The sequence below is a fragment of the Trinickia sp. genome (genome assembly GCF_036503415.1).
Lineage (GTDB): Bacteria > Pseudomonadota > Gammaproteobacteria > Burkholderiales > Burkholderiaceae > Trinickia.
The window spans coordinates 13390-32815 of sequence record NZ_DASXWY010000028.1 but is presented as its reverse complement, the minus strand read 5'-3'; the positions used below and the strand labels follow the sequence as shown (position 1 = coordinate 32815).

Sequence of the window (19426 nt, the reverse complement as noted above, 5' to 3'; positions counted from 1 at the left end):
GGCTTGCACGAGGCCAATTGAGATGGTTCCTCACACAAGGGAACCATCTCAATGCAGCCAAAATTTGCGAAAATGAATTCGCTACAGGACATCATTAATCGCCACAAACTCCTTGCTACGCGGGCGTCCAGCCGATCCAGGCACGCGCTCCTTCGGCATCGCTCCCGTGTTGAAGGTCTTGCCCTTGGCTGACTTCAGGCGAACAAGCTGCGTGTTCTTTGCCAAATAGTCCAGTGTCTTTATCAAATAGCCGATCTTCTCTGCATCGTGATACTCAACGATGCCACATGCAGGTCTGTCATACCGTTCCCGATTGCAATTGAACGCATAGCCGTGTCCCTTCGTTGTCTGCCTCCATAAATTGCACATTTCCTGCGCAAGCCATTCATGGCGATTACCATCGATTTTCGAGCCATCCAGCATAAAGCATCCGTGGATATGGTAATGGCCCGACACCGATAGCTCGGTAGCCCACAAATAGCCAACCAGATTTTTACCGTACTTGCGGCGCATTGCATTCAGGAATGTGTCTCGCTCATCCGCCATAAGCAAAAAACTCTTCATCGCATCCGCATCGAAGCCTTCATCCAAACTGACTCCATCCATATAGAGCCGATAGTCCGCCTCGCATTGCTCGACAATGCGCTGATACACCTCATCTGCCAGAACCGTACTGAGCATGCTCTCTTTGGCAAGGTGCAGATCGATACGCACGATGACTAAGCGAGCGTAGGTCAAGAATAGTGCCCGCAAGTATCGACGAATTTTTTTTCTATTCTCCACCGAATTACGCATCCACTGTCTGAGCCGGTATGTGAGTTTCGTTCGCTTCGCTTCCTCTCTCAACGTGGAGATAAAGTCATTAGCAATTTCAGCTCGCTCAATCTCATCTTCCGCTGGCTCGGTCGTCAACCTGCTTATTCGATGATTCCTGTAACACTCAAAGAACAAGCGTAAATCTGGAGAGTAGCCAAACTCATGGTTGTACAGTCTAGCAAATGCCGGAAGGAGCTTGATCCAGTGCTCCAGCTTGCCCTTTGATATTACCGCCCCATTCTTCGTTGCCCTGATGATGAATGCAGTACGTGTTCCGCTCAGCACATCCTTGTTAACAAACCTGATTAAGGAAGCCAGCAGCTTCAGGCTTCTTCCGATAACACGCTTCTTTCCTTCCTCAGATGAAACCGTATTGGTTTCATCAATGAATCGATGAACTGTTTCCATGCGATCATCGATCTCTTCGATCTTCAACTCGAATAGAGATTCATCCAAGTCAAGACTCTCTTCGTCTAGCGTATTTTCATCCATGATGCATTTACTATGAATTGGCTGTTTGATATGAGCAAGTAATTTACTGTCATTTATCTTATTAAAAACCAAAATCCAATCCAATCGATCCGTTGAATACTCAGCAATGAACCGTGCAGGCGAAACGGCCATTCAAGCCGTTCGCCGTCACTTTCACTGCGTGGAGATAGCTCTTAAAATGGTTCGGGCAAACGCAAGGAGTGCACCCCGCCGTGGCCGAGGCATCGATCCGCCCATCCAGCATCGCGCCTCAAGACCAACCCCACCTCTCCGGCATCCTCGAACCGAACCAGATTCAGTCGAAATAATTCGCTGATGGCCCGGTGCATGCGCCTGTTGGTCATGCCCAACTCCAGCTCAACATGCCGACTCCGCCTGTCAGGGAGCTTGTGGTTCGCCCGAAGCCAGTAATAAAGCGTCTCGGCATCGGTCTGTTCCAGAGGCCGGTCATCGGCCGGCGCGTACAGGTGGCGGAACACATCGAAGTGGTAATCGACGATGGCTTCGGCAAACTCCACATGCTCCAACCTGATTTCCCTGGCACTGGCATCGACAGCGGCAAGCACCGATGCCACGCGGCAGAGATGATCAAGCATCCGTCCCACGAAGTCCTTGTATGGCTCATGGCGCTCGTCCCGTTTCATCGACTCGTACCGCGACTTGATCGCAACGAAGCAGGCGGCCGCATCCCGTGAAAAATCGAAGATCGGCAGATCGCTCCATCCGTTACGGCTATTGGCGATGCTTTCCAGCAGTCTGGACTGGATCAGGTCTCGAAATTGACGGGTCGCAGAACCAATCTTGCCACTGTCCGCGATCGCCCCCCTGGGCATAAGCGAGTACAGCATCCGCGCGGCGGCACCACTGTCACGCCACCGCTTACCGCGAGGGCTGCTCCGATAGGCTTGCCAGCGATCGTTTTGTATCATCCAGAGCAAAGTCAGATGCGGGTCGATCTGCCTGACCTCACGGCCCGTCCGTGCCCAAGTCAACTGCTTGCCATCCCATATTTCGGCCAGCCGGTTCTCATCTCCAGAACGCATCTCGCCGAGAATCTGCATGGCTTCCGGGGCCACCCATCCGGCATACGGATACTCGTACAGGATTTCGGTCGTAATAGCCTTGCAGCTCGCATCGCCGGGCAGCATGTAATCGAGCCGACGAACCCGATGCGGCTCGGCCATCATGAGGTCGGCGAGTTCTTGTTCGAGAGTGGCAACTTCGCCCTCAGTAGATGCCTTTTTCAAGGCGCTCTGTTTGCCCTTGATGCGTAGTGTCCAGGAGATATGCGCGGCTTTTGATTGAGCCAGTTCTGGCTTCGCCTCGCGCTGGTATCGAGCGATGGCCTCCTTAGCCGGATCGCGAAGCAACGTGTCGAGAAAGAACGTCTTGCCTGTCACAGATGGCGAAATGCTCAGGCCGAAGATGGAATGGTCATAGATCAGGCCACCAGGCGTCCGGGCACGCCGGATGCCGGCAGTGGCAAACGATGCCGCCCCGAGCATGGCCGACAGGATGATCGGGAAAGCGTGGCCGCCGGGCGAGAGTTCGTCCGCCACCGCCTGAAAGGTCGGCGGCAGGTCTCTTTTATGCAGAATGGGGGGCGAGGGCGAGTGGTAAACCATTATTTGCCCTCCGGATCGCCGATGTCCCGCACGCGAGGACGCGACGCGATGTACGCCAGAACCTCGCTAAGTCGATAGCGCACCGATTTCCGCCCAAGCCGAACGCCTACCGGATGATCCGGGTCGTAGGCATCGGATTTCTGGTTCATCTTTTCGTATGCGCTGGTACGGCTGTCGCCGGTGAGCAGAATCAGTTCCTTGATGTCGATGAGACGATCAGAACAAAAATTTACAGTAGTACTTATCGAATCAATGCTGTGTTGTGTGCTCTGCTGTCGGTCAGCAGACGACCATGAAGATGGGCAAGCCACGCCTTCTCCCTTCCGCTTGCGCGGATCAATCGTTGAACAGTAGAAGTTTTAAGGTGAAGTTCGCGCTGGCAAGATGCGGCGCGATTGGCGAAGCGAAATCCCTGATGCATTGCTCGGATCAGGGGTGCTTCTAGTAGAAGTTTTTAGATTGCCCCGTGTGGGCTTATGGACGGAGCGTCGCTCGTGAGACGCTCACAACGCAGGTGCTGCGTTCTTTTGGAGAGTAGAGGGCGCGACATAAGCGATTGATTCGCGTCTGGAGCGTCATACCGAGTTGCCGCAGTGTGAGGGACATCACGTACCACGACGGACACTATTGGATCATTCCCGCCCTAAAAAAGCAACCGGATGCGCCAGGAAATTTCAATCATGCCGCTTCTTCCCGCAGCGCGGTAACGGACGCGCCTGTCACGATTGACCCAGATAGGCCGACCACCATTGCATCATCTCCGCGCGCGGCTTCAGATACAGCGCGTAGTTGTATGCAGCGCTTACGTCACCACGTTCCTGATGCGCCAGTTGCAGTTCGATGTACTCTACCGGGCGCAGTCATCAAACTCCCCACCATTCAAGGCGTTAGAGATCGGCGAATATCTGGTAACGGTGGTGGGAGGCGCATGGAGCGCCAAGAGAATTTCCGTATAATTTCCGTACGGAAACAAAACAAGGAAACCCAAACCCAAGGAGATTCTTGTTTTTATTGAGTTTCATTGGTGCGCCCGGCTGGGATCGAACCAGCAACCCCTGCCTTCGGAGGGCAGTACTCTATCCATTGAGCTACGGGCGCTTCGCTTGAACACGAAGGCGCCGCGACCGGGAGGGCGCAGCGCCGAGCGAGACCGAGAGCATACCCGGTTTCACGCGACACGTCCACCGCACGCCCCCGGGCGACTCCTTCCCCGTTAAGCGTCCCCGCCCGAAAAGCGTCCCTTCCCACCCCAATTACGGGTAAACGCGGCCGGCAGCATTCCTGCACGCGTCTGGCCGCCGCGAAAACCTTCCGTCTATAATCGCCGTGTTTGACTGAATGAATTAAGTTGTTGCCGTCAAGCCGTTGCCGTCACGCTGTACCGCTCACCAACAATACCCACCGGGAGACGAGTCAAGCATGAGCGAAGCACCACACGGAGCCCCGATCAAAACCCCCGGGCAACTGATTGCAGCAGTCATCGCCGCATTCGCCATTCCCATCGTCGTCATCTGGCTCCTGGCCTACAACGTCAACCAGACGGTGCGCACCGGCGCCGGCACCGACGAAGCCAAAGATTCCGCCGTAGCAAAACGCATCGCGCCCCTCGCACAAGTCACCGTGCGAGACGCCAACGCGCCCCACGTCTTCAAGACCGGCGAAGAAGTGTTCAAGGCCGTCTGCTCGACCTGTCACGCCACCGGCGCCGCAGGCGCACCGAAATTCGGCGACAGCAGCGCCTGGGCGCCCCGGATCGCCCAAGGCTTCGACACCCTGCTGCACACCGCCTTGACCGGCAAAGGCGCCATGCCCGCGCGCGGCGGCACGACGCCGGACGATTACAGCGATTACGAAATCGCACGCGCAGTCGTCTATATGGCCGATCACGGCGGCGCGAACTTCCCCGAGCCACCGGCACCCGCTCAGGGCGCAAGCTCGAGCGCAGCCGCAACGGCCGCCGCGCCGGCAAGCCCCACCGCAGCGGAATCGGCCAACCCGGCGGCAGCCGCCAGCGAACAAACTGCGGCAACGGCTGCCTCGATGCCGACCGCTCAAACGGGCGGAGTCCCCGCTTCGGCATCGACGAACGCCACGGCTCCCGCCGCCGCGCCTGCCGCGGCCACGGCAAGCGCGGACACCGCGCAGGCCGGCAAGGCGCTCTACGAAAAGGTTTGCCAGGCCTGCCACGCCGCGGGCGTGCTCAATGCGCCGAAGTTCGGCGACAAGGCGGCATGGGCGCCGCGCCTGAAAGATCCGATGGACACGATCTACAACTACGCACTTCACGGCAAAGGCGCGATGCCCCCGAAAGGCGGCTCGAACGCACCGGATGCCGAGGTCAAAGCGGCCGTCGACTATATGGTCAATGCCGCCAAATAGCCCGCTCATCCAGTAGGGAACCAGAGGCAATCAAGCGCATCGGTCGAAGCGAAATCGATCGATGCGCGCGCGAAGCCCGCCGCGCGGTTTCGCGCGCGTCACCCCTTCTGCAGCAGCGCCTTGAGGCTGGCCAAGCGATCCTTCGGCGACATCGGCGCCTCCTCGGCGGTCGGTGGTGGCGCCTCGTCGAGCCCCATTTCGGCGATGAATCGCGACAGCTCGCACACCACGGTCTCTCTCGCGCGCTTGCGCTTCTTGCACCAATTCAAATGCAGGCTGCGCTGCGCACGCGTGATGGCGACATACATGAGCCGCCGTTCTTCCTCGATGCGCGCGTCATCGATCTCATCGTCCTCGGCATTACCCCGGTGGGGCATGATTCCTTCCTCGACCCCGACGAGAAACACGTGCGGATACTCCAGCCCCTTCGACGCATGCACGGTCGACAAGCGCACGGCGTCCGGGTCTTCTTCCTTGCCGTCCAGCATCGACATCAGCGCGACGGTTTGAATCAAACCCAGCAGGTTCTTGCCCGTATCGGCAAGGCCATCGGCATTGTCGTAGCCGGTCGCGTCGCCGTCTTCCGGTTCCTCGACCTCCGGCTTCGTACCCTTGCGCTTGAGCCATTCGAGAAATTCAAGGACGTTTTGCCATTTCGATTGCGCCTGACGCTCGTCGAACGTGTCGTAGAGATACGCCTCGTAATGGATCGCCTCCATGAGGTCGTCGAGCAGGGTCGTGGCGGCATCGTGGGTCGCACGCTCGGCGATGCGCTGCATGAAATCGCAAAAAACGCGCAACGGCTCGACTTGCCGTGCCGATAAGCGCGCCTCGATTCCGCCCATATAAACAGCCTCGAACAACGACACCTTCGCTTGTCCTGCGAACGAGCCCAGCGCTTCCAAGGTGGTGTTGCCGATCCCGCGCCGCGGCGTCGTCACGGCGCGAATGAAGGCGGGGTCGTCGTCCGGATTGGCGATCAGGCGCAAGTAGGCGCAGATGTCCTTGATCTCGGCCTTGTCGAAAAACGATTGCCCGCCGGAGAGCACGTAAGGAATCCGCTCGCGCCGCAAAACCTGTTCGAAGATGCGCGCCTGGAAATTGCCGCGATAAAGAATGGCGTAATCGCGAAACTGCGCGCGCCGCTCGAACTTGTGGGCCGACAGCCGGAAGACGACCGATTCGGCCTCATGCTCCTCATCGTTGCAAGCCGTCACGGTGATGGAGTCGCCCATACCGTGCTCGGACCACAGCTTCTTCTCGAAGAGCTTCGGATTGTTCGCGATGACGTTGTTCGCCGCGGTCAGAATGCGCACCGTCGAACGATAGTTCTGCTCGAGCTTGATGACATGCAGCTTCGGAAAATCCTTGCCGAGCTGTGCGAGGTTCTCGAGCGTGGCGCCGCGCCAGCCGTAGATCGCCTGATCGTCGTCGCCCACGGCCGTGAACGCCGCGCGTGGCCCGGCCAGCAGCTTGAGCAGTTCGTACTGGCAGGCGTTGGTGTCCTGGTATTCGTCGATGAGCAGGTAACGCAGCTTGTTCTGCCAGCGCTCGCGCACGGCCTCGTTCTTCGCGAAGAGTTCGGCCGGCAGGCGAATCAGGTCGTCGAAATCGACGGCCTGATACGCATGCAACGTCGCGACATAGTTGCGATAGACGATCGCGGCCAGGTGCTCGTCTTCGTTCGACGCCGTGGCCATCGCCTCTTCCGGCGTCACGAGACCGTTTTTCCAGAGCGAGACGATCGTCTGGACTTTGCGAATGAAGCCTTTGTCGGTCGAGCCCACCTGCTCTTGAATCATCGCGAAACAATCGTCCGCATCCATGATCGAGAACTGCGGCTTCAGGCCGAGATGCTCGGCTTCCTGCCGCAGGATCTGCACGCCGAGCGAATGAAACGTGCAAACGGTCAACTGGTTCACGGGCACCTTGCGCCCTTCCTTGCCCGGCGCCGTGAGCGTCTTGCCTTCGAGCAGCTTGCCGACGCGCTCGCGCATCTCCGCGGCCGCCTTGTTCGTGAAGGTGACGGCGGCGATATGGCGCGGCTCGAAGCCCTTCGCCTCGATCAGGTGCGCGATCTTTTGCGTGATGACGCGGGTCTTCCCGCTACCGGCGCCGGCAAGCACGAGACACGGGCCGTCGAGATAGCGGACCGCCTCGCTTTGGGCGGGATTCAATCCTGCGGACATTTCTGGTGGATCTTACAGTTTGGCGGCTCGCGCGAAGGCGCACACGCGTGCGCTCCGGACGATGCCATCGAGGGCGAGTGCGCGATGTTAACACGAGCAGCACACGATCGCTTTGGCCCCGAGACGCTTGCGCATGGGCACTTGCAAAGCGGCGGGCGACGCGTGCCACAATGCACGCTTCATCGTCCCGAATTCCATGCGCCGCATGCCGCCTGTTGCGATGCGTGCGACGCGCACGAGCACGGGCATCCACGACAAATCAGAGGTCCCCTACGATGACGACATCCGTAAAGATCGGCTTGATGGGATACGGCTTCGCCGGCGCGACGTTTCACGCACCGGTCATCGCGCACTGCGGCGCGCCCGCGCAGCGACCGAACGAACCTTACGCCTGCCTCGCCGCCATCGCCACGAGCCAGCCCGCAAAGGCGCTCGCCGACTATCCGAAAGCGCGGGCCGTCCCGGACCTGGACGCGCTGCTCGCACTCGACGACATCGAATGTGTCGTCATCGCCACGCCCAACGATACGCACTTCGATATGGCGGCGAAGGTCCTTCGCGCGGGCAAGCATGTGGTCGTCGATAAACCCGTGACGCTGAGCGCCGCGGAGGCGGTCACGCTCGCCCGCCTCGCGCACGAGCGCAATCTCGTCTTTGCGCCTTTCCATAATCGCCGCTGGGACGGCGATTTCCTTACCGTGCGTCAGCTATTGGCGAAGGGCACGCTGGGCCGCGTCGCGCACTACGAATCGCATTTCGACCGGTTCCGCCCACAGGTGCGCGAACGCTGGCGCGAGCAGGCGTCGCGCGGCGGCGGCCTGCTCTTCGATCTCGGTCCGCATCTGATCGATCAGGCGCTCGTGCTGTTCGGGCCGCCTGAAACGGTTTATGCGACGGTCAAGGTGCATCGCGATGGCGCGGGCGCAGCCGATTACGTGCATCTGCTGCTCAGCTATCCGGACAAGGAAGCGGTCCTGCATGCGAGCGCGCTTTGCGCGATCGAGCCGCCCCGGTTCGCCATTCACGGCACGCTCGGCAGCTATGTGAAGTACGGTCTCGATACACAGGAAGACCAATTGAAAGCGGGTCTTCGCCCCGGCGACGCGGGCTTCGGCGCGGACAATCCGCCCGCCACGCTGCGCGTGCTCGAAGGCGAGCGTGAAATCGAGCGGCAATGGCCGACGCTCACCGGTGCATACCCCGAGTTCTATCGGGCGCTGGCCGCGTCCATTCGCGATGGCGAGCCATTCCCGGTCTCGCCGCAAGATGCAGTCGATGTCATGACGATCATCGAGCTCGCCGAGCGCAGCGCGCGCGAAGGGCGACGCCTGCGATTCGAGCGCATGGGGGCTTGACCCGCCGCGGCACCGCGCCGATCGTTGTCATCGCATTGGGCATCTGGCGCGTTTATCCCCCGGAGGGGAACGTCGACCGCGGCGCTCCCTGCCGTGCAAATCACAAGGGATAACGAAACGATGAAAACAATGGTTCGCGCGCTCGCTTGCAGCGCATTGATCGCGTCGCTGAGCGCCTGCGTCGTCAATCAGCCACCGCCGCCGCGCCAGGTCGTTGTACCGGCACCCGCACCGGTGCTGCGCCCGAACCCGCGCGAGGTCGCGCTGGAGCGCTTCGGTCAGGTCAACAGCCGCATCGACAATCTCGGCCGCCGCATCGACTGGCACGTGAACGGAGGCTATTACCCACCTCCCCAAGGCAACGCCCTGCACCATCGTCTTGACGTCATTCGCCAGGAAGCGCGCGATATGGCCGCGCAGCACGGCGGCGGCCTGTCCGATGAAGAGCAGCGCGTGCTCAATCACGAACTGGACGGTACGGCGCGCGCAATCGGCGAATGACGCCATCGCTCACGCCTGAGCGATCGAACCTTAGCCGTCTTCGTTGCGCGCGAGCGTAGTCAGCGCGGCGGCCAGTGCTCGTATCTTCCGCTGCTCGCCGCTTTGCGACGGGTAGACGAGAAAATAGGACGCGCCGTTCAGCGCGACTTCCTCGAACGGTGCGACGAGCACGCCTTCGCGCAGCCGTTCGCGGGCCATGCGCGGATCGCCGATGGCCACACCGTGGCCGTCGGCTGCCGCAGCCAGCGCGAGTTCGAGCGTATCCAACACAGGCCCCTTCGTGACATCGATATCCGCGCCGCCGATCGCATCGAGCCAACAACGCCACTCCGCGCGACTCGGCCCGGCATGCAGGAGCACCGTTCGTCTCAGGTCGTCAACGGAGCGAATCGATGCGGCGATCGCGGGAGCACACATCGGCGTCAGCGACTCGGGAAAAAGCTGGACCGCCTCCATGCCACTCCATGGGCCCCTGCCCCGCACGACCATCGCATCGATATCCTGTCGAGCGAAATCCGGGCGGTCGTCCGATGACGTGGCGATGCGCAGTTCAACGCCAGGCATCGCACGCTCGAGCTGTGCCATGCGCGGCAAGAGCCACCGCACGGCAAAAGTCGACGGCAATCTCAACGTCACGATCGAGATCTCGTCGATTCGCGTGCGCGCGTAATCGCTCAGTTCAGTGAGCACGCGCAACGCGACTTCGAGCAAGCGCTCGCCTTCGCGCGTCAGCGTCAGCCCCCCTGCATGGCGAACGAACAGTGCACATCCATAGTGCGCCTCGACCTGCTGGACTTGCCGGCTCACGGCGCCTTGCGTGCGGCACAGATGAACCGCGGCTTTCGTGAGGCTGCCGAGGCTCGCCACGGCGACGAAAACCTGCAGGCCCGCGAGCGTCGGAAACGGACGCGTCAGTTCGGCGAGCGGGTATGCAAGCGGCTCATGGCCCGTTTGCGAATTTTTCGATTGTTGGTTCATCTGGGCGTCGATATCGTCTGTCCCGAAGCCGCCCCACGTGTAGCCACATAGAGATCGCGCGTGCGGTATTTGATAACGGATGAATGGAGGAATTCGCAATGACATCCGCGCAATCACTTTATACCAGCCGGATACGCGAGTACCTGAGCCAACTCGAACGCGGCGATGCGGCGGCGATTTGCGCGCTCTTCGCGTCTGATGCGCAGGTGTATTCGCCCTTGCTGGGCTGGGTGTCGCCTCGCCCGTTTTTCGAGAAACTGTCGGCGGCGTCGGGGCAAAGCAGCATTACGCCGATCGATGTCTGCGTCAGCACGACGGGCGCCGCACGTGCCACGGGATATTTCGTCTATGAATGGGCGCTCAAGGACGGGCCGACCGTGCGCTTTGAATGTGTCGATGTATTCGAGTTCGACGAGGCGGGTCGCATCGCGCGGCTGCTGATCATCTACGACACTTATCCGATTCGCGCATCGCTCGGCGGCAGCTTTTCGTAAGCGCCACCAGCCTCGTGTGACGAGCGGGCGCGAAAAATGCAAACACGGAAAACTCATGGCGATGTGTCGATTCTGGCGAGGCTCGTTCGTCGTCGAAAAGGGGGGAGCCGATGCCGAGGCGAGTCATCGATACCGGCGCTCCGCCCCCGTTCGTTCGGCACTCCTGAGGAGACGCTCCATGAATCAAGCAGACACATCCACACCCGCATTGAAGCCCGCCACACTCCTTGCTCAATCGAAGTACCGCTTTCCCGGCGAAAGCGAGGCATACCGCAAAGCCCGCAATGCACTGCTCGAACAGGAAATCGAATTGCGGCGCCAGATCGAGCGCGTCGCGGCGATGCGCCGCGCGTTGCCGCTCGGCGGCGCCGTGCCGCAGGACTATCGCTTTCAAGGCGAGCACGGCTCGACAACGCTGTCCGACATGTTCGGCAAGCACGATACGCTCATCATCTATAACTGGATGTTCGGCCCACGGCGCGAGCGTCCGTGTCCGATGTGCACCTCATTTCTGAGCGCGCTCGACGGCGAGGCGCGCGACATCGAGCAGCGAGTCGCGTTGACCGTCGTCGCGCGATCGCCGATAGACCGGCTCATCGCATTCAAGAAGGAAAGAGGTTGGCGCTACCTGCGGCTATTCTCGTCCGGCGAGAATACCTTCAATCTCGACTACGCACATGAAGACCCGGAAACGGGCGACAATCCCGCGATCAATGTGTTCGTTCGCCGCAACGGCACGGTTCATCACTTCTATGCGGGTGAAATGGGGCCCGAGACGGCCGATCCCGGGCAAGATCCGCGCGGCGCGCCCGATCTGATGCCGCTTTGGACCATTCTCGATCTGACGCCGGGCGGGCGCGGCACCGACTGGTATCCGAAGCTCGATTATCCGGATGCGAATCAGGCGACGCTTCGTTGAACGTGATACCGGGTGGTTCCCGGCGCGAACCGGCAGCCCGGCACGTCTTAATCGTCAAGGCCGCTCGAGGCTGTCGTGCGCTGCTCCGGAGTCAGCTCTTCATCTTCGACCGCATGCCGCAATGCGGCGAGCGCGGCCTCCCGTTCGACGCGAATGGCATGGGAATTCAGCGAAAGACTCGCGAGGATGTGGACGTATTCGCCCGAGCCGATCTCGCTCTTGCTCTCGGGCGCTGCCTTATGCTCCTCCCAGAGCCCTTGGGCCGCCCGCAACACCGCTCGATATACATCGGTTCGCTCGGCGTCATCCTCCACCGATGACGTCGCTTCGGCCATTTCGGCTAATGGCTCAACGCGGTGAGGCTTGAATTCCACTGCGCCGATAGCGTTCAGAACGAGCATCGATGCTTGGAAGCGCTCGTCAGCGGGAAACTCGTCCGCCGATATTCGCATCGCTAAAGTGGAAAGCGGTTTCGGGCGCTCGCGTCCCGGGATCTCTCGACCGCCGGTCACGCGTGGCATCACGTTGCGAAGGTTAACCTCAGGTAGCGGCGGTGGTCCTCCCACTCCCTCTAGCGCCAGTACCGCTTTCACCTCAGCCAGATTGCGGACGCCGCGGGCACGCGCGTCGACTTGCTCGCTTTGCTCGTATGCGATCCGTAGCCGATCCGGTAGCCAATCGTTGTTCAGCACTCGCAAAGTGGTGATTTTGCCCGCTCGGTCGAGGAACGAGGCCAAGTCGGCCCTAAACTCGTCGCCCGGGTCCTCGGACGACGATGCCGGCGGTGTCGAAGCGCTTGCTGCCGCACCCGGTAAGCCGCTAAGGCGCGGATCGATAGACCCTCTCGGCTTGGCAGCATGCGGAGGCTGCGCGGCATCGCCCCCCGCTTTGTCAGCGCCCTCGCCGCCTTCACCATCGATCGGCTCCGGCAGCCCGCCGCCTATTTTCCCAGGACCTTCAACCATATCGCTCACCATTCAAAACGAGTACGGTCGAAGTCTAGGGTGACACAGCGTGCGCTACAGCCGCCGTCCGAAGCGGCATGCCATGAAACGCATTTTCGAGCGATTCCCCCTTCAGCGCCGCGCTTCCGTCGCCATTCTGACCGCGAGCCCCGCCAGTACCGTGCCCATGAGCCACCGCTGAGCGACGAGCCAGAGGGGCCTTCCGGCCAAAAAGCGAGCAATGGTGCCAGCAGATAGAGCGACGACCGAGTTGACAGTCAGGCTCGCCACGATCTGGAGGGAGCCAAGCGCGAGCGACTGCGCGAGGAAGTGGCCGTGTTGCGGATCGATGAATTGCGGCAGCAACGACAGGTAGAGCACCGCAATCTTCGGATTGAGCATGTTGGTCAAAAAGCCCATGACGAAGAGCTTGCGCGGACTATCGGCCGGCAGATCGCGGACTTGGAACGGCGAGCGGCCGCCCGGCTTGAGCGCCTGCCATGCAAGGTAGCCCAGATAAAGCGCGCCGCCGAAGCGCAGCAGATCGTAGGCAAGCGGCACCGCGATCAGCAAGGCCGTAATGCCGCATGCCGTGGCAACCATATACAAGACGAAGCCAAGTGCGACGCCGCCCAGTGAGACCAGGCCGGCGGCGCTGCCCTGACAGATGGAACGGGAGACGATATAGACCATATTCGGGCCGGGCGTCAGCGCCATGCCGAGCGCGACGAGGCCAAAAGCGAGCAACGAACTGGACGTGGGCATTGCATCACTCCTCGGAGAAGGAAAGAAGGACGACGCCCAGGCGCGCGGCAATGCACCCGCTTCACGGGCACTGTCCGCGTTTCCCGATGGTGGTCCATCTCCAGGCGCCAGTCGCGCGGACTCGGCGATTATTTCACGATCGAGCGGTACTCGCTTGCCCGCCAACACGGCCACCGATGCGCGCTTCGATCGTGCCGATGAGCCGTTCCGCCCAAGCGTTCAAGGTCCGTGTCGACATGACGACCATGCTCGATTTCGCAACGATGCCGTACACGCGCGAACGGCCGATCTTCGAGACGCATGCCGGATCGAGCCATCGGTCGTTGTCGACAAGCAGCGCAAGCGTCTCGAGGCCGATCAGAATCGGCCAGATGCAGGCCAGACGCAAACGGACCGAGCGCGCAGGAATCGCGAACGTATAGGCCAGCGCATCGCGGTACAGTTCGAGCGTCTTGCCGACCAGTTCGAACAGGAGCGGCCGGGCGCGCGACGAGGCATCGGGGGCGAGCAAGTCTTGCGGCGTCAATGCGAAACGCTCGAGCATCCGCTCAGGCAGGTAGCAGCGCCCGATACGCACATCCTTCGCGCAATCGCGCAGCACGTTCGTCATCTGCAACGCCTTGCCGAATCGGACGCCGTGCTCGATCATCGTCGCGGCCGCCTCTTTGAGCGTGCCGGGTAGATGCGAGTAGGTCATTTTGGTCCAGAATTCGCCGACGCAGCCCGCCACGAGATAGGTGTAGCGGTCCAGATCGTCGAGCGTCGCGAGCGCGCCGAGCTGGCCCGAACGTTCGTCAGGGAAGGTGCGCAGATCGAACTCCATGCCCATCGTCAGCGTAGTCACGATCTCGCGCACCGCGTCCCGGTCTGCCGTATCCAACTGCGTCAAGGCGTCGAATGCGCCACCGAGCGATTCGAGCAGCAATTTTTCGTCGGCATGCCCTTGCTGGCTCGCCACGTCATCCCTGAGGCGACGCACGAGCGAGCCATCGTCGGGCGGCGCGCCATTCACGCTGGCACGCAATGCAAGCAAGAGCTCGAGCCGCTGCGCCGGGTCGATCAGCGATGTATCCGCGATCGTATCGGCCGCGCGCGCGAGCAGATAGGCGAGCGCAATGGGGTCGCGCATACCGGCGGGCAAAATGCGCAGCGTCAGGTAAAACGAGCGTGAAACGCTCTTCAATAGCGGACCGAGTAAAAAGGCCCGGACGGATTCGGACATAGAGGGAATCGGATGTATTCGGATCGATGCAACGCTGCCGCATTGTATCCGGCCACCCGATTCCGCCCGCTTGCGCTGAACCGGTTCAACCCACGAGACACTAGCCGCGCGGCTCACGCGTCATCTCGCGAGGCGCGCTGTGCACCTTCTCCTTGTTGCGAAGCGTCAGGGCCAGCCCGGTGAGAATCAAGATCATTCCGATGACGTCTCTCGGCTGCAGCGCGTGGCCGAAGCACAGGTAGTCCATCAGCGCCGTAATGACGGGCACGAGATAGAAAAGGCTGGTCACATTGACCAGATTGCCGCGGCGCACGAGCCGATAGAACAGCAATTGGGCAAGCACCGAGATGACAATCCCGAGCCAGAGTACGGAGACGGCGAGCGGTGCGTCCAGCCGTAACCCGTTCCATTCGGCAACCCCGAGAGGCAGCGAAAGCAGCAAGCCTACGAAGTTCTGCAAGGGCAGCACGTCCATCGGTTCCTGCACGATGCGCTTTTGCATGATCGCCCCCGCCGTAATGCTCGCAAGTGCGGCGAGGGCGAGCGCGAGTCCTTCGGTCGTCGAAGGATTCAACGCCGATGCGCCGCGAAACACGATCGACGCAAGGCCCAGCATCGCCATGAAAAGACCGGCCATCCGCATCGCCGAAAAACGTCGCTCGGTGACAACGAGCGTGGCAATCGGCTGTGCGCCGAGAATGGCCGCCAATAGCCCGGGCGTCAGTCCTCGCTCGAGCGAAAGGAAGTAGCAGATCGAATAGCCGCCCATCATCAGCGCGCCGGTGGCGGCGACATGGACGCGCGTGCCGCGCGCCGGCAACCAACGATGCCGCCATGCACCGATGAGCGCAAGCATGATCGTCGCAAGCGCAAAGCGCATCGTCAGAAACGTCGAGGCGCTCGCATGCGTCACCCCGATTTCCGCAAAAATGGCGCCACTGCTCCACAGCAGAATAAAAAGCGCAGTCGCACCATAGGCCGCCAAAGCGGTTTTGAACCAAGCCATGAGTTCACCTGCCAGTCGAATTCGTTGAACTGGCAGACCGGCACACGTCGACGGACACGCGCACGCATCCGCACGCGCGTACTCGCGCACCCGCATGTGCGCCCTTTGGCGCAGCTACGCGGGCCGAACGGCCGGTCTGCAGGAGAAAACGAAGTGTCGGCGCTTAGCCGAGCACCGCCGTGTGTGGCGGTGCAAGCGCTGCGACGACCCGCCCGAACGGGGGCGGCGAGGCGACAGGAGGAGGAAACGCAATGAGACAGCAGCGGCGCGCAGCATCGAGCGATGTCTCGATGCCGCCAACGGCGAAACGCGAACGCGCTGCACTTTTCATGAGGAAAACGGGTTGTGGGGCTGCCGTTGAATGAATGACGCAGGTTTGAAGGCTACTCGCAATGGCCCGGGCGTGCAATCGGAGCACCGGCGTCGGCTTGCGGGGACCTGAGCAGCCATCCGATACACCGATTGATATATTGACCGAATAGTCATAATATCAAGCAAGGTATCGACGCGTGATCGTCGGCGACGCAGGCAAAGCTCGGGTCCGCCACTATTACCGGCTGATACGCTATTCAGCTTTTCGCGCTCGATGCACATCGCGACTCGCTGCAGCGCCGCCATTTATTGACCATTCATTCATAAATAAGCACCCGCCGAATCAGGAGATACCGCATGACCTCATCGACCATCGCGCAACCCTGGGCATTGGACGCACGGCAAGCTGTCCAAGCGATACGATCGGGGCGGCTGAAAGCCGTCGACTATGTAATGGCGCTGCTCGCGCGTGCCGACACTTACAGCTCGCTTCACGCGTTCATCACCCTCGAAACGGAAAGCGCCATTGCGGCCGCTTCGCGAATCGATGCCCTCACCGGCAACGAGCGCGCGCGCTACCCGCTCGCCGGCTTGCCGATTGCCGTCAAAGCCAACATCAACGTCAAGGGCGCGCGGACTTGCGCCGGCACACCGGCGCTCGCAGGTTTTGTCGCACCCACCACCGCGCCGACCGTGACACGGCTCGTCGAGGCCGGCGCCATCGTGCTCGGAAAAACGAATATGCACGAGCTGGCTGTCGGCATCACGAGCACGAACCTCGCTGCGCACGCCGGGCCGGTTCGCAACCCCTACGATCGCTCGAAGATACCCGGCGGCTCATCCGGCGGCACCGCCGCGGCGCTCGCCGCGCGCATCGCGCCCGCCGGGCTAGGGACGGACACAGGCGGCTCGACGCGCATTCCCGCGGCACTCACCGGTACAGCCGGCTTGCGGCCCTCGGTCGGAAACGGCGGGGCCGAGCGTCGCTACCGCAACGAACACGATGTCGTGCCGATCAGCCATACGCGCGATACGGTCGGCCCGATGGCGCGCACGGCAGCGGACCTCGCCTTCATCGACGGCATCGCGACCGGCGATACCGCGCTGCCCGCGATCGAACTCGCGCGTTTGCGTATCGGCCTGCCGCGCGATTGCTGGCGGCAACTCGACAGTGCAGTCGAAGCGATTGCCCATGCGGCGCTCGAACGCCTCGAAAAAGCTGGTGTGACGTTCGTCGATGTCGAGCTGACAGAAATCATGTCGATTTGCGAGCGCATCAGCCTGCCCATCGCGTTTGCCGAGCTCGGCGACGATGTGCCCGCGTGGCTCGCCGCAAATGGCGCCCCGGTGCAAACGCTCGGCGCGTTGGCCGAGCGCATTGCGAGCCCCGATGTCAGGCGCATCTACGAGGCGACGCTTGCCGGCACCTACGCCGAGGCGTACCCGCATGCGATTCAAGTCTTGCGCCCCGAGCTGCAACGACGCTACGCATCGATATTCGATACGGCGGGCCTCGATGCGCTGCTCTTTCCGACTACGCCGCTACCCGCAGTCGACATCGACGACATCGAAGGCTCCGCCGTCGTCACGATCGGCAACGGCGAGCCCATCGACGAAATGGCCGCCTACTTGCGCCATACCGATCCGGCGAGCATCGCCGGCATTCCCGGTCTGTCGATTCCCGCAGGCCTGACACCGTCGGGCCTGCCTGTCGGCATCGAGATCGACGGTCCGCTCGGTAGCGATCGCAGGCTGCTCGCCATCGGCATTGCATTCGAATCGGTGCTGGGCGCGCTGCCACCCCCCTTTTGACTCGAGCGGCGCGACAAGCGACGAATGGCGAACGGCGAACGCGCGCAACGCGTCTCATGTGTCCTTCGATGCGAGCGTTCGCCTCTTTTTTGAGGCCTCGTACCATGATCAGATCCGACTCCCTTCGCACGACGACTCGTTCGACGCCACCTTCGGCAGGAAAGGAGGCAGCCGCCCAAATCGATTCCCGTGGCGACACGGCCTATGGCACGCGATCGAGCGCCGCTGCGTTGGTCGTGCTGCTGACGGGCGCGTTTCTCTCGCCGCTCGATTACTTCATCGTCAATCTTGCATTGCCCGCTATTCGCAGCGGCCTGGGCGCAAGCAGTGCCGAGCTTCAATTGATCGTCTCGGCCTACACCTCCGCCTTTGCGGTGCTGCTCGTCACAGGTGGGCGGCTTGGCGATCGCTTCGGCCGCAAACGCCTCTTCATGGGCGGCATGACAGGTTTTCTCGTTGCTTCGCTGTTATGCGCCCTGGCACCGAGCGGCGCGTTTCTCGTCTCGGCGCGCATCATGCAGGGCGCCTCGGCGGCCATGCTCGTGCCGCAAATCCTCGCGACCATCCGCAGCGCCTTTCCGAAAGAGCAGCAGACGGCGGTCATGAGTCTCTATGGCTTCGTCTATGGCTTCGCATCGGTCGCCGGACAGATCGGTGGCGGACTGCTCGTCACGCTGCACCCGTTCGGGCTCGGATGGCAATCGATCTTTCTCATCAATCTTCCGGTAGGCGTGCTCGCACTGGCAGGCGCATGGCGCTTCGTTCCCGAAAGCCGTGCCGCACGCACGGAGGGCAACGATTGGCTGGGTCTCACGCTGCTATCGGCGTTCTTCGCCCTCGTCATTTATCCGCTGACTCAGGGACGCGAAGCGGGCTGGCCGCTCTGGGCGTGGACGATGCTCGCCGCCAGCGTGCCGGCGCTCGCCGCTTTCGTGCTGGCGGAGTATCGCGCGCATCGCGCCGGGCGCGACCCGCTCGTCGAGCTCGCTTTGTTCGGCAATCCTGTGTTTTCCGTCGGGCTCGTGCTGGCGTTCTGCTTCTATTGCGATAGCGCCTTTTTCCTCACCTACGGCATCTATCTGCAGTCGGGCCTGGGATGGTCCGCGCTCGCCGCCGGCGCGGCGGTCTTTCCGTTCGGCGCAGGCTCGATTCTCGGTCCGCTGTGCTCACCCGCCATCGTGCGCCGCATCGGCAATCATGTCCTCACTGCCGGCTTCGCGGCGCTTGCGCTCGGGTTCGCCGCGACAGCGGCCGCCTCGCTGCGGGTCGTGCCGGGCGGCCTGTTTTACGCGGGCCTGGTCGTTGCGGGCGCCGGGCACGGTCTGGTGCTGCCGAACGTGGTGCGCATCGTCATCGGCGAAATTCCGCCGGGCAAAGCGGGGCTCGCGGGCAGCATCGTCACATCGATGCTGCAAATCGGCTCGGCCTTCGGCGCGACGGCGATCGGCGGCCTGTTCTTCTCCGTCGCGGCCGAGGGGGCGAATGCAGCACGCCACGCGCAGGCTTATCGCGATAGCATCGCCGTCGTGGCAACGCTCTTCGCCGCTTGCATCGTTATTGCTGCACTGATGTCGGGAAGCGCGCACCGGCGTCGCTGAAACCGGGCGCGTTGCGGTC

At 61.8% G+C, this 19426-nt stretch carries 16 protein-coding genes, 1 tRNA gene and 1 riboswitch; of the genes, 7 read left to right on the top strand and 10 right to left on the bottom strand.

Annotated features, from left to right (window positions below; all coding sequences use genetic code 11):
* Positions 1 to 81 precede the first annotated feature (81 nt).
* The 4 genes from VGL01_RS04340 to VGL01_RS04325 form a co-directional block, all read right to left on the bottom strand.
* On the bottom strand, positions 82 to 1440 hold the full coding sequence (locus VGL01_RS04340; protein WP_331567438.1) for a YagK/YfjJ domain-containing protein: 1359 nt from the start codon (positions 1438 to 1440) through the stop codon (positions 82 to 84).
* Between the two features lie 41 nt (positions 1441 to 1481).
* Entirely contained in the window at positions 1482 to 2933 is a 1452-nt protein-coding gene (locus VGL01_RS04335) for a DUF3987 domain-containing protein (protein WP_331567436.1), read from the bottom strand.
* On the bottom strand, positions 2933 to 3244 hold the full coding sequence (locus VGL01_RS04330) for a helix-turn-helix transcriptional regulator (RefSeq protein ID WP_331567434.1): 312 nt from the start codon (positions 3242 to 3244) through the stop codon (positions 2933 to 2935). The genes VGL01_RS04335 and VGL01_RS04330 overlap by 1 nt, the downstream gene beginning before the upstream one ends.
* A gap of 711 nt (positions 3245 to 3955) precedes the next feature.
* Positions 3956 to 4031: transfer RNA gene (locus VGL01_RS04325), tRNA-Arg, on the bottom strand.
* 321 nt (positions 4032 to 4352) lie between these two features.
* Between VGL01_RS04325 and VGL01_RS04320 the strand changes: the two genes are divergently transcribed.
* On the top strand, positions 4353 to 5312 hold the full coding sequence (locus VGL01_RS04320; RefSeq protein ID WP_331567432.1) for a c-type cytochrome: 960 nt from the start codon (positions 4353 to 4355) through the stop codon (positions 5310 to 5312).
* A gap of 98 nt (positions 5313 to 5410) precedes the next feature.
* On the opposite strand, the gene VGL01_RS04315 is transcribed toward VGL01_RS04320, so the two are convergent.
* The gene (locus VGL01_RS04315; protein WP_331567430.1) at positions 5411 to 7501 is read right to left on the bottom strand and encodes a UvrD-helicase domain-containing protein; all 2091 of its coding nucleotides are present in this window, start codon (positions 7499 to 7501) and stop codon (positions 5411 to 5413) included.
* Positions 7502 to 7776: 275 nt separating this feature from the next.
* Here VGL01_RS04315 and VGL01_RS04310 point away from each other — a divergent pair, with 275 nt between their 5' ends.
* Both VGL01_RS04310 and VGL01_RS04305 read left to right on the top strand, forming a co-directional pair.
* Positions 7777 to 8856 carry an oxidoreductase gene (locus VGL01_RS04310; protein WP_331567428.1) on the top strand — a complete coding sequence of 360 codons (1080 nt, stop codon included), beginning with the start codon at positions 7777 to 7779 and terminating at the stop codon, positions 8854 to 8856.
* 120 nt (positions 8857 to 8976) lie between these two features.
* A complete protein-coding gene (locus VGL01_RS04305) occupies positions 8977 to 9357 on the top strand; it encodes a hypothetical protein (RefSeq protein ID WP_331567426.1) in 381 nt (126 codons plus the stop codon).
* Between the two features lie 30 nt (positions 9358 to 9387).
* On the opposite strand, the gene VGL01_RS04300 is transcribed toward VGL01_RS04305, so the two are convergent.
* Positions 9388 to 10335, bottom strand: a complete 948-nt coding sequence (locus VGL01_RS04300; protein ID WP_331567424.1) for a LysR substrate-binding domain-containing protein — start codon at positions 10333 to 10335, stop codon at positions 9388 to 9390.
* A 98-nt stretch (positions 10336 to 10433) separates the two neighbouring features.
* Here VGL01_RS04300 and VGL01_RS04295 point away from each other — a divergent pair, with 98 nt between their 5' ends.
* Both VGL01_RS04295 and VGL01_RS04290 read left to right on the top strand, forming a co-directional pair.
* Positions 10434 to 10829 (top strand): nuclear transport factor 2 family protein, encoded by a 396-nt coding sequence (locus VGL01_RS04295; RefSeq protein WP_331567422.1) that lies wholly within the window; start codon positions 10434 to 10436, stop codon positions 10827 to 10829.
* Positions 10830 to 11007: 178 nt separating this feature from the next.
* Positions 11008 to 11748 carry a DUF899 family protein gene (locus VGL01_RS04290; protein WP_331567420.1) on the top strand — a complete coding sequence of 247 codons (741 nt, stop codon included), beginning with the start codon at positions 11008 to 11010 and terminating at the stop codon, positions 11746 to 11748.
* Positions 11749 to 11795: 47 nt separating this feature from the next.
* On the opposite strand, the gene VGL01_RS04285 is transcribed toward VGL01_RS04290, so the two are convergent.
* From VGL01_RS04285 to VGL01_RS04270, 4 genes are all read right to left on the bottom strand, one after another.
* Positions 11796 to 12713 carry a hypothetical protein gene (locus VGL01_RS04285; protein WP_331567418.1) on the bottom strand — a complete coding sequence of 306 codons (918 nt, stop codon included), beginning with the start codon at positions 12711 to 12713 and terminating at the stop codon, positions 11796 to 11798.
* 111 nt (positions 12714 to 12824) lie between these two features.
* Positions 12825 to 13457, bottom strand: coding sequence for a LysE family translocator (locus VGL01_RS04280; protein WP_331567416.1), 633 nt, complete (start codon positions 13455 to 13457; stop codon positions 12825 to 12827).
* A 27-nt stretch (positions 13458 to 13484) separates the two neighbouring features.
* Positions 13485 to 13582, bottom strand: a riboswitch (ZMP/ZTP riboswitch).
* 8 nt (positions 13583 to 13590) lie between these two features.
* The gene (locus VGL01_RS04275) at positions 13591 to 14679 is read right to left on the bottom strand and encodes a phytoene/squalene synthase family protein (RefSeq protein ID WP_331567414.1); all 1089 of its coding nucleotides are present in this window, start codon (positions 14677 to 14679) and stop codon (positions 13591 to 13593) included.
* A gap of 100 nt (positions 14680 to 14779) precedes the next feature.
* Complete coding sequence (locus VGL01_RS04270; protein WP_331567412.1) at positions 14780 to 15685, bottom strand: DMT family transporter; 906 nt, start codon at positions 15683 to 15685, stop codon at positions 14780 to 14782.
* Positions 15686 to 16354: 669 nt separating this feature from the next.
* Between VGL01_RS04270 and iaaH the strand changes: the two genes are divergently transcribed.
* Both iaaH and VGL01_RS04260 read left to right on the top strand, forming a co-directional pair.
* Positions 16355 to 17809: an indoleacetamide hydrolase gene (gene iaaH / locus VGL01_RS04265; protein WP_331567410.1), complete on the top strand. Its 1455-nt coding sequence runs from the start codon at positions 16355 to 16357 to the stop codon at positions 17807 to 17809.
* A 104-nt stretch (positions 17810 to 17913) separates the two neighbouring features.
* Entirely contained in the window at positions 17914 to 19407 is a 1494-nt protein-coding gene (locus VGL01_RS04260; protein ID WP_331567408.1) for an MFS transporter, read from the top strand.
* Positions 19408 to 19426: the final 19 nt, after the last annotated feature.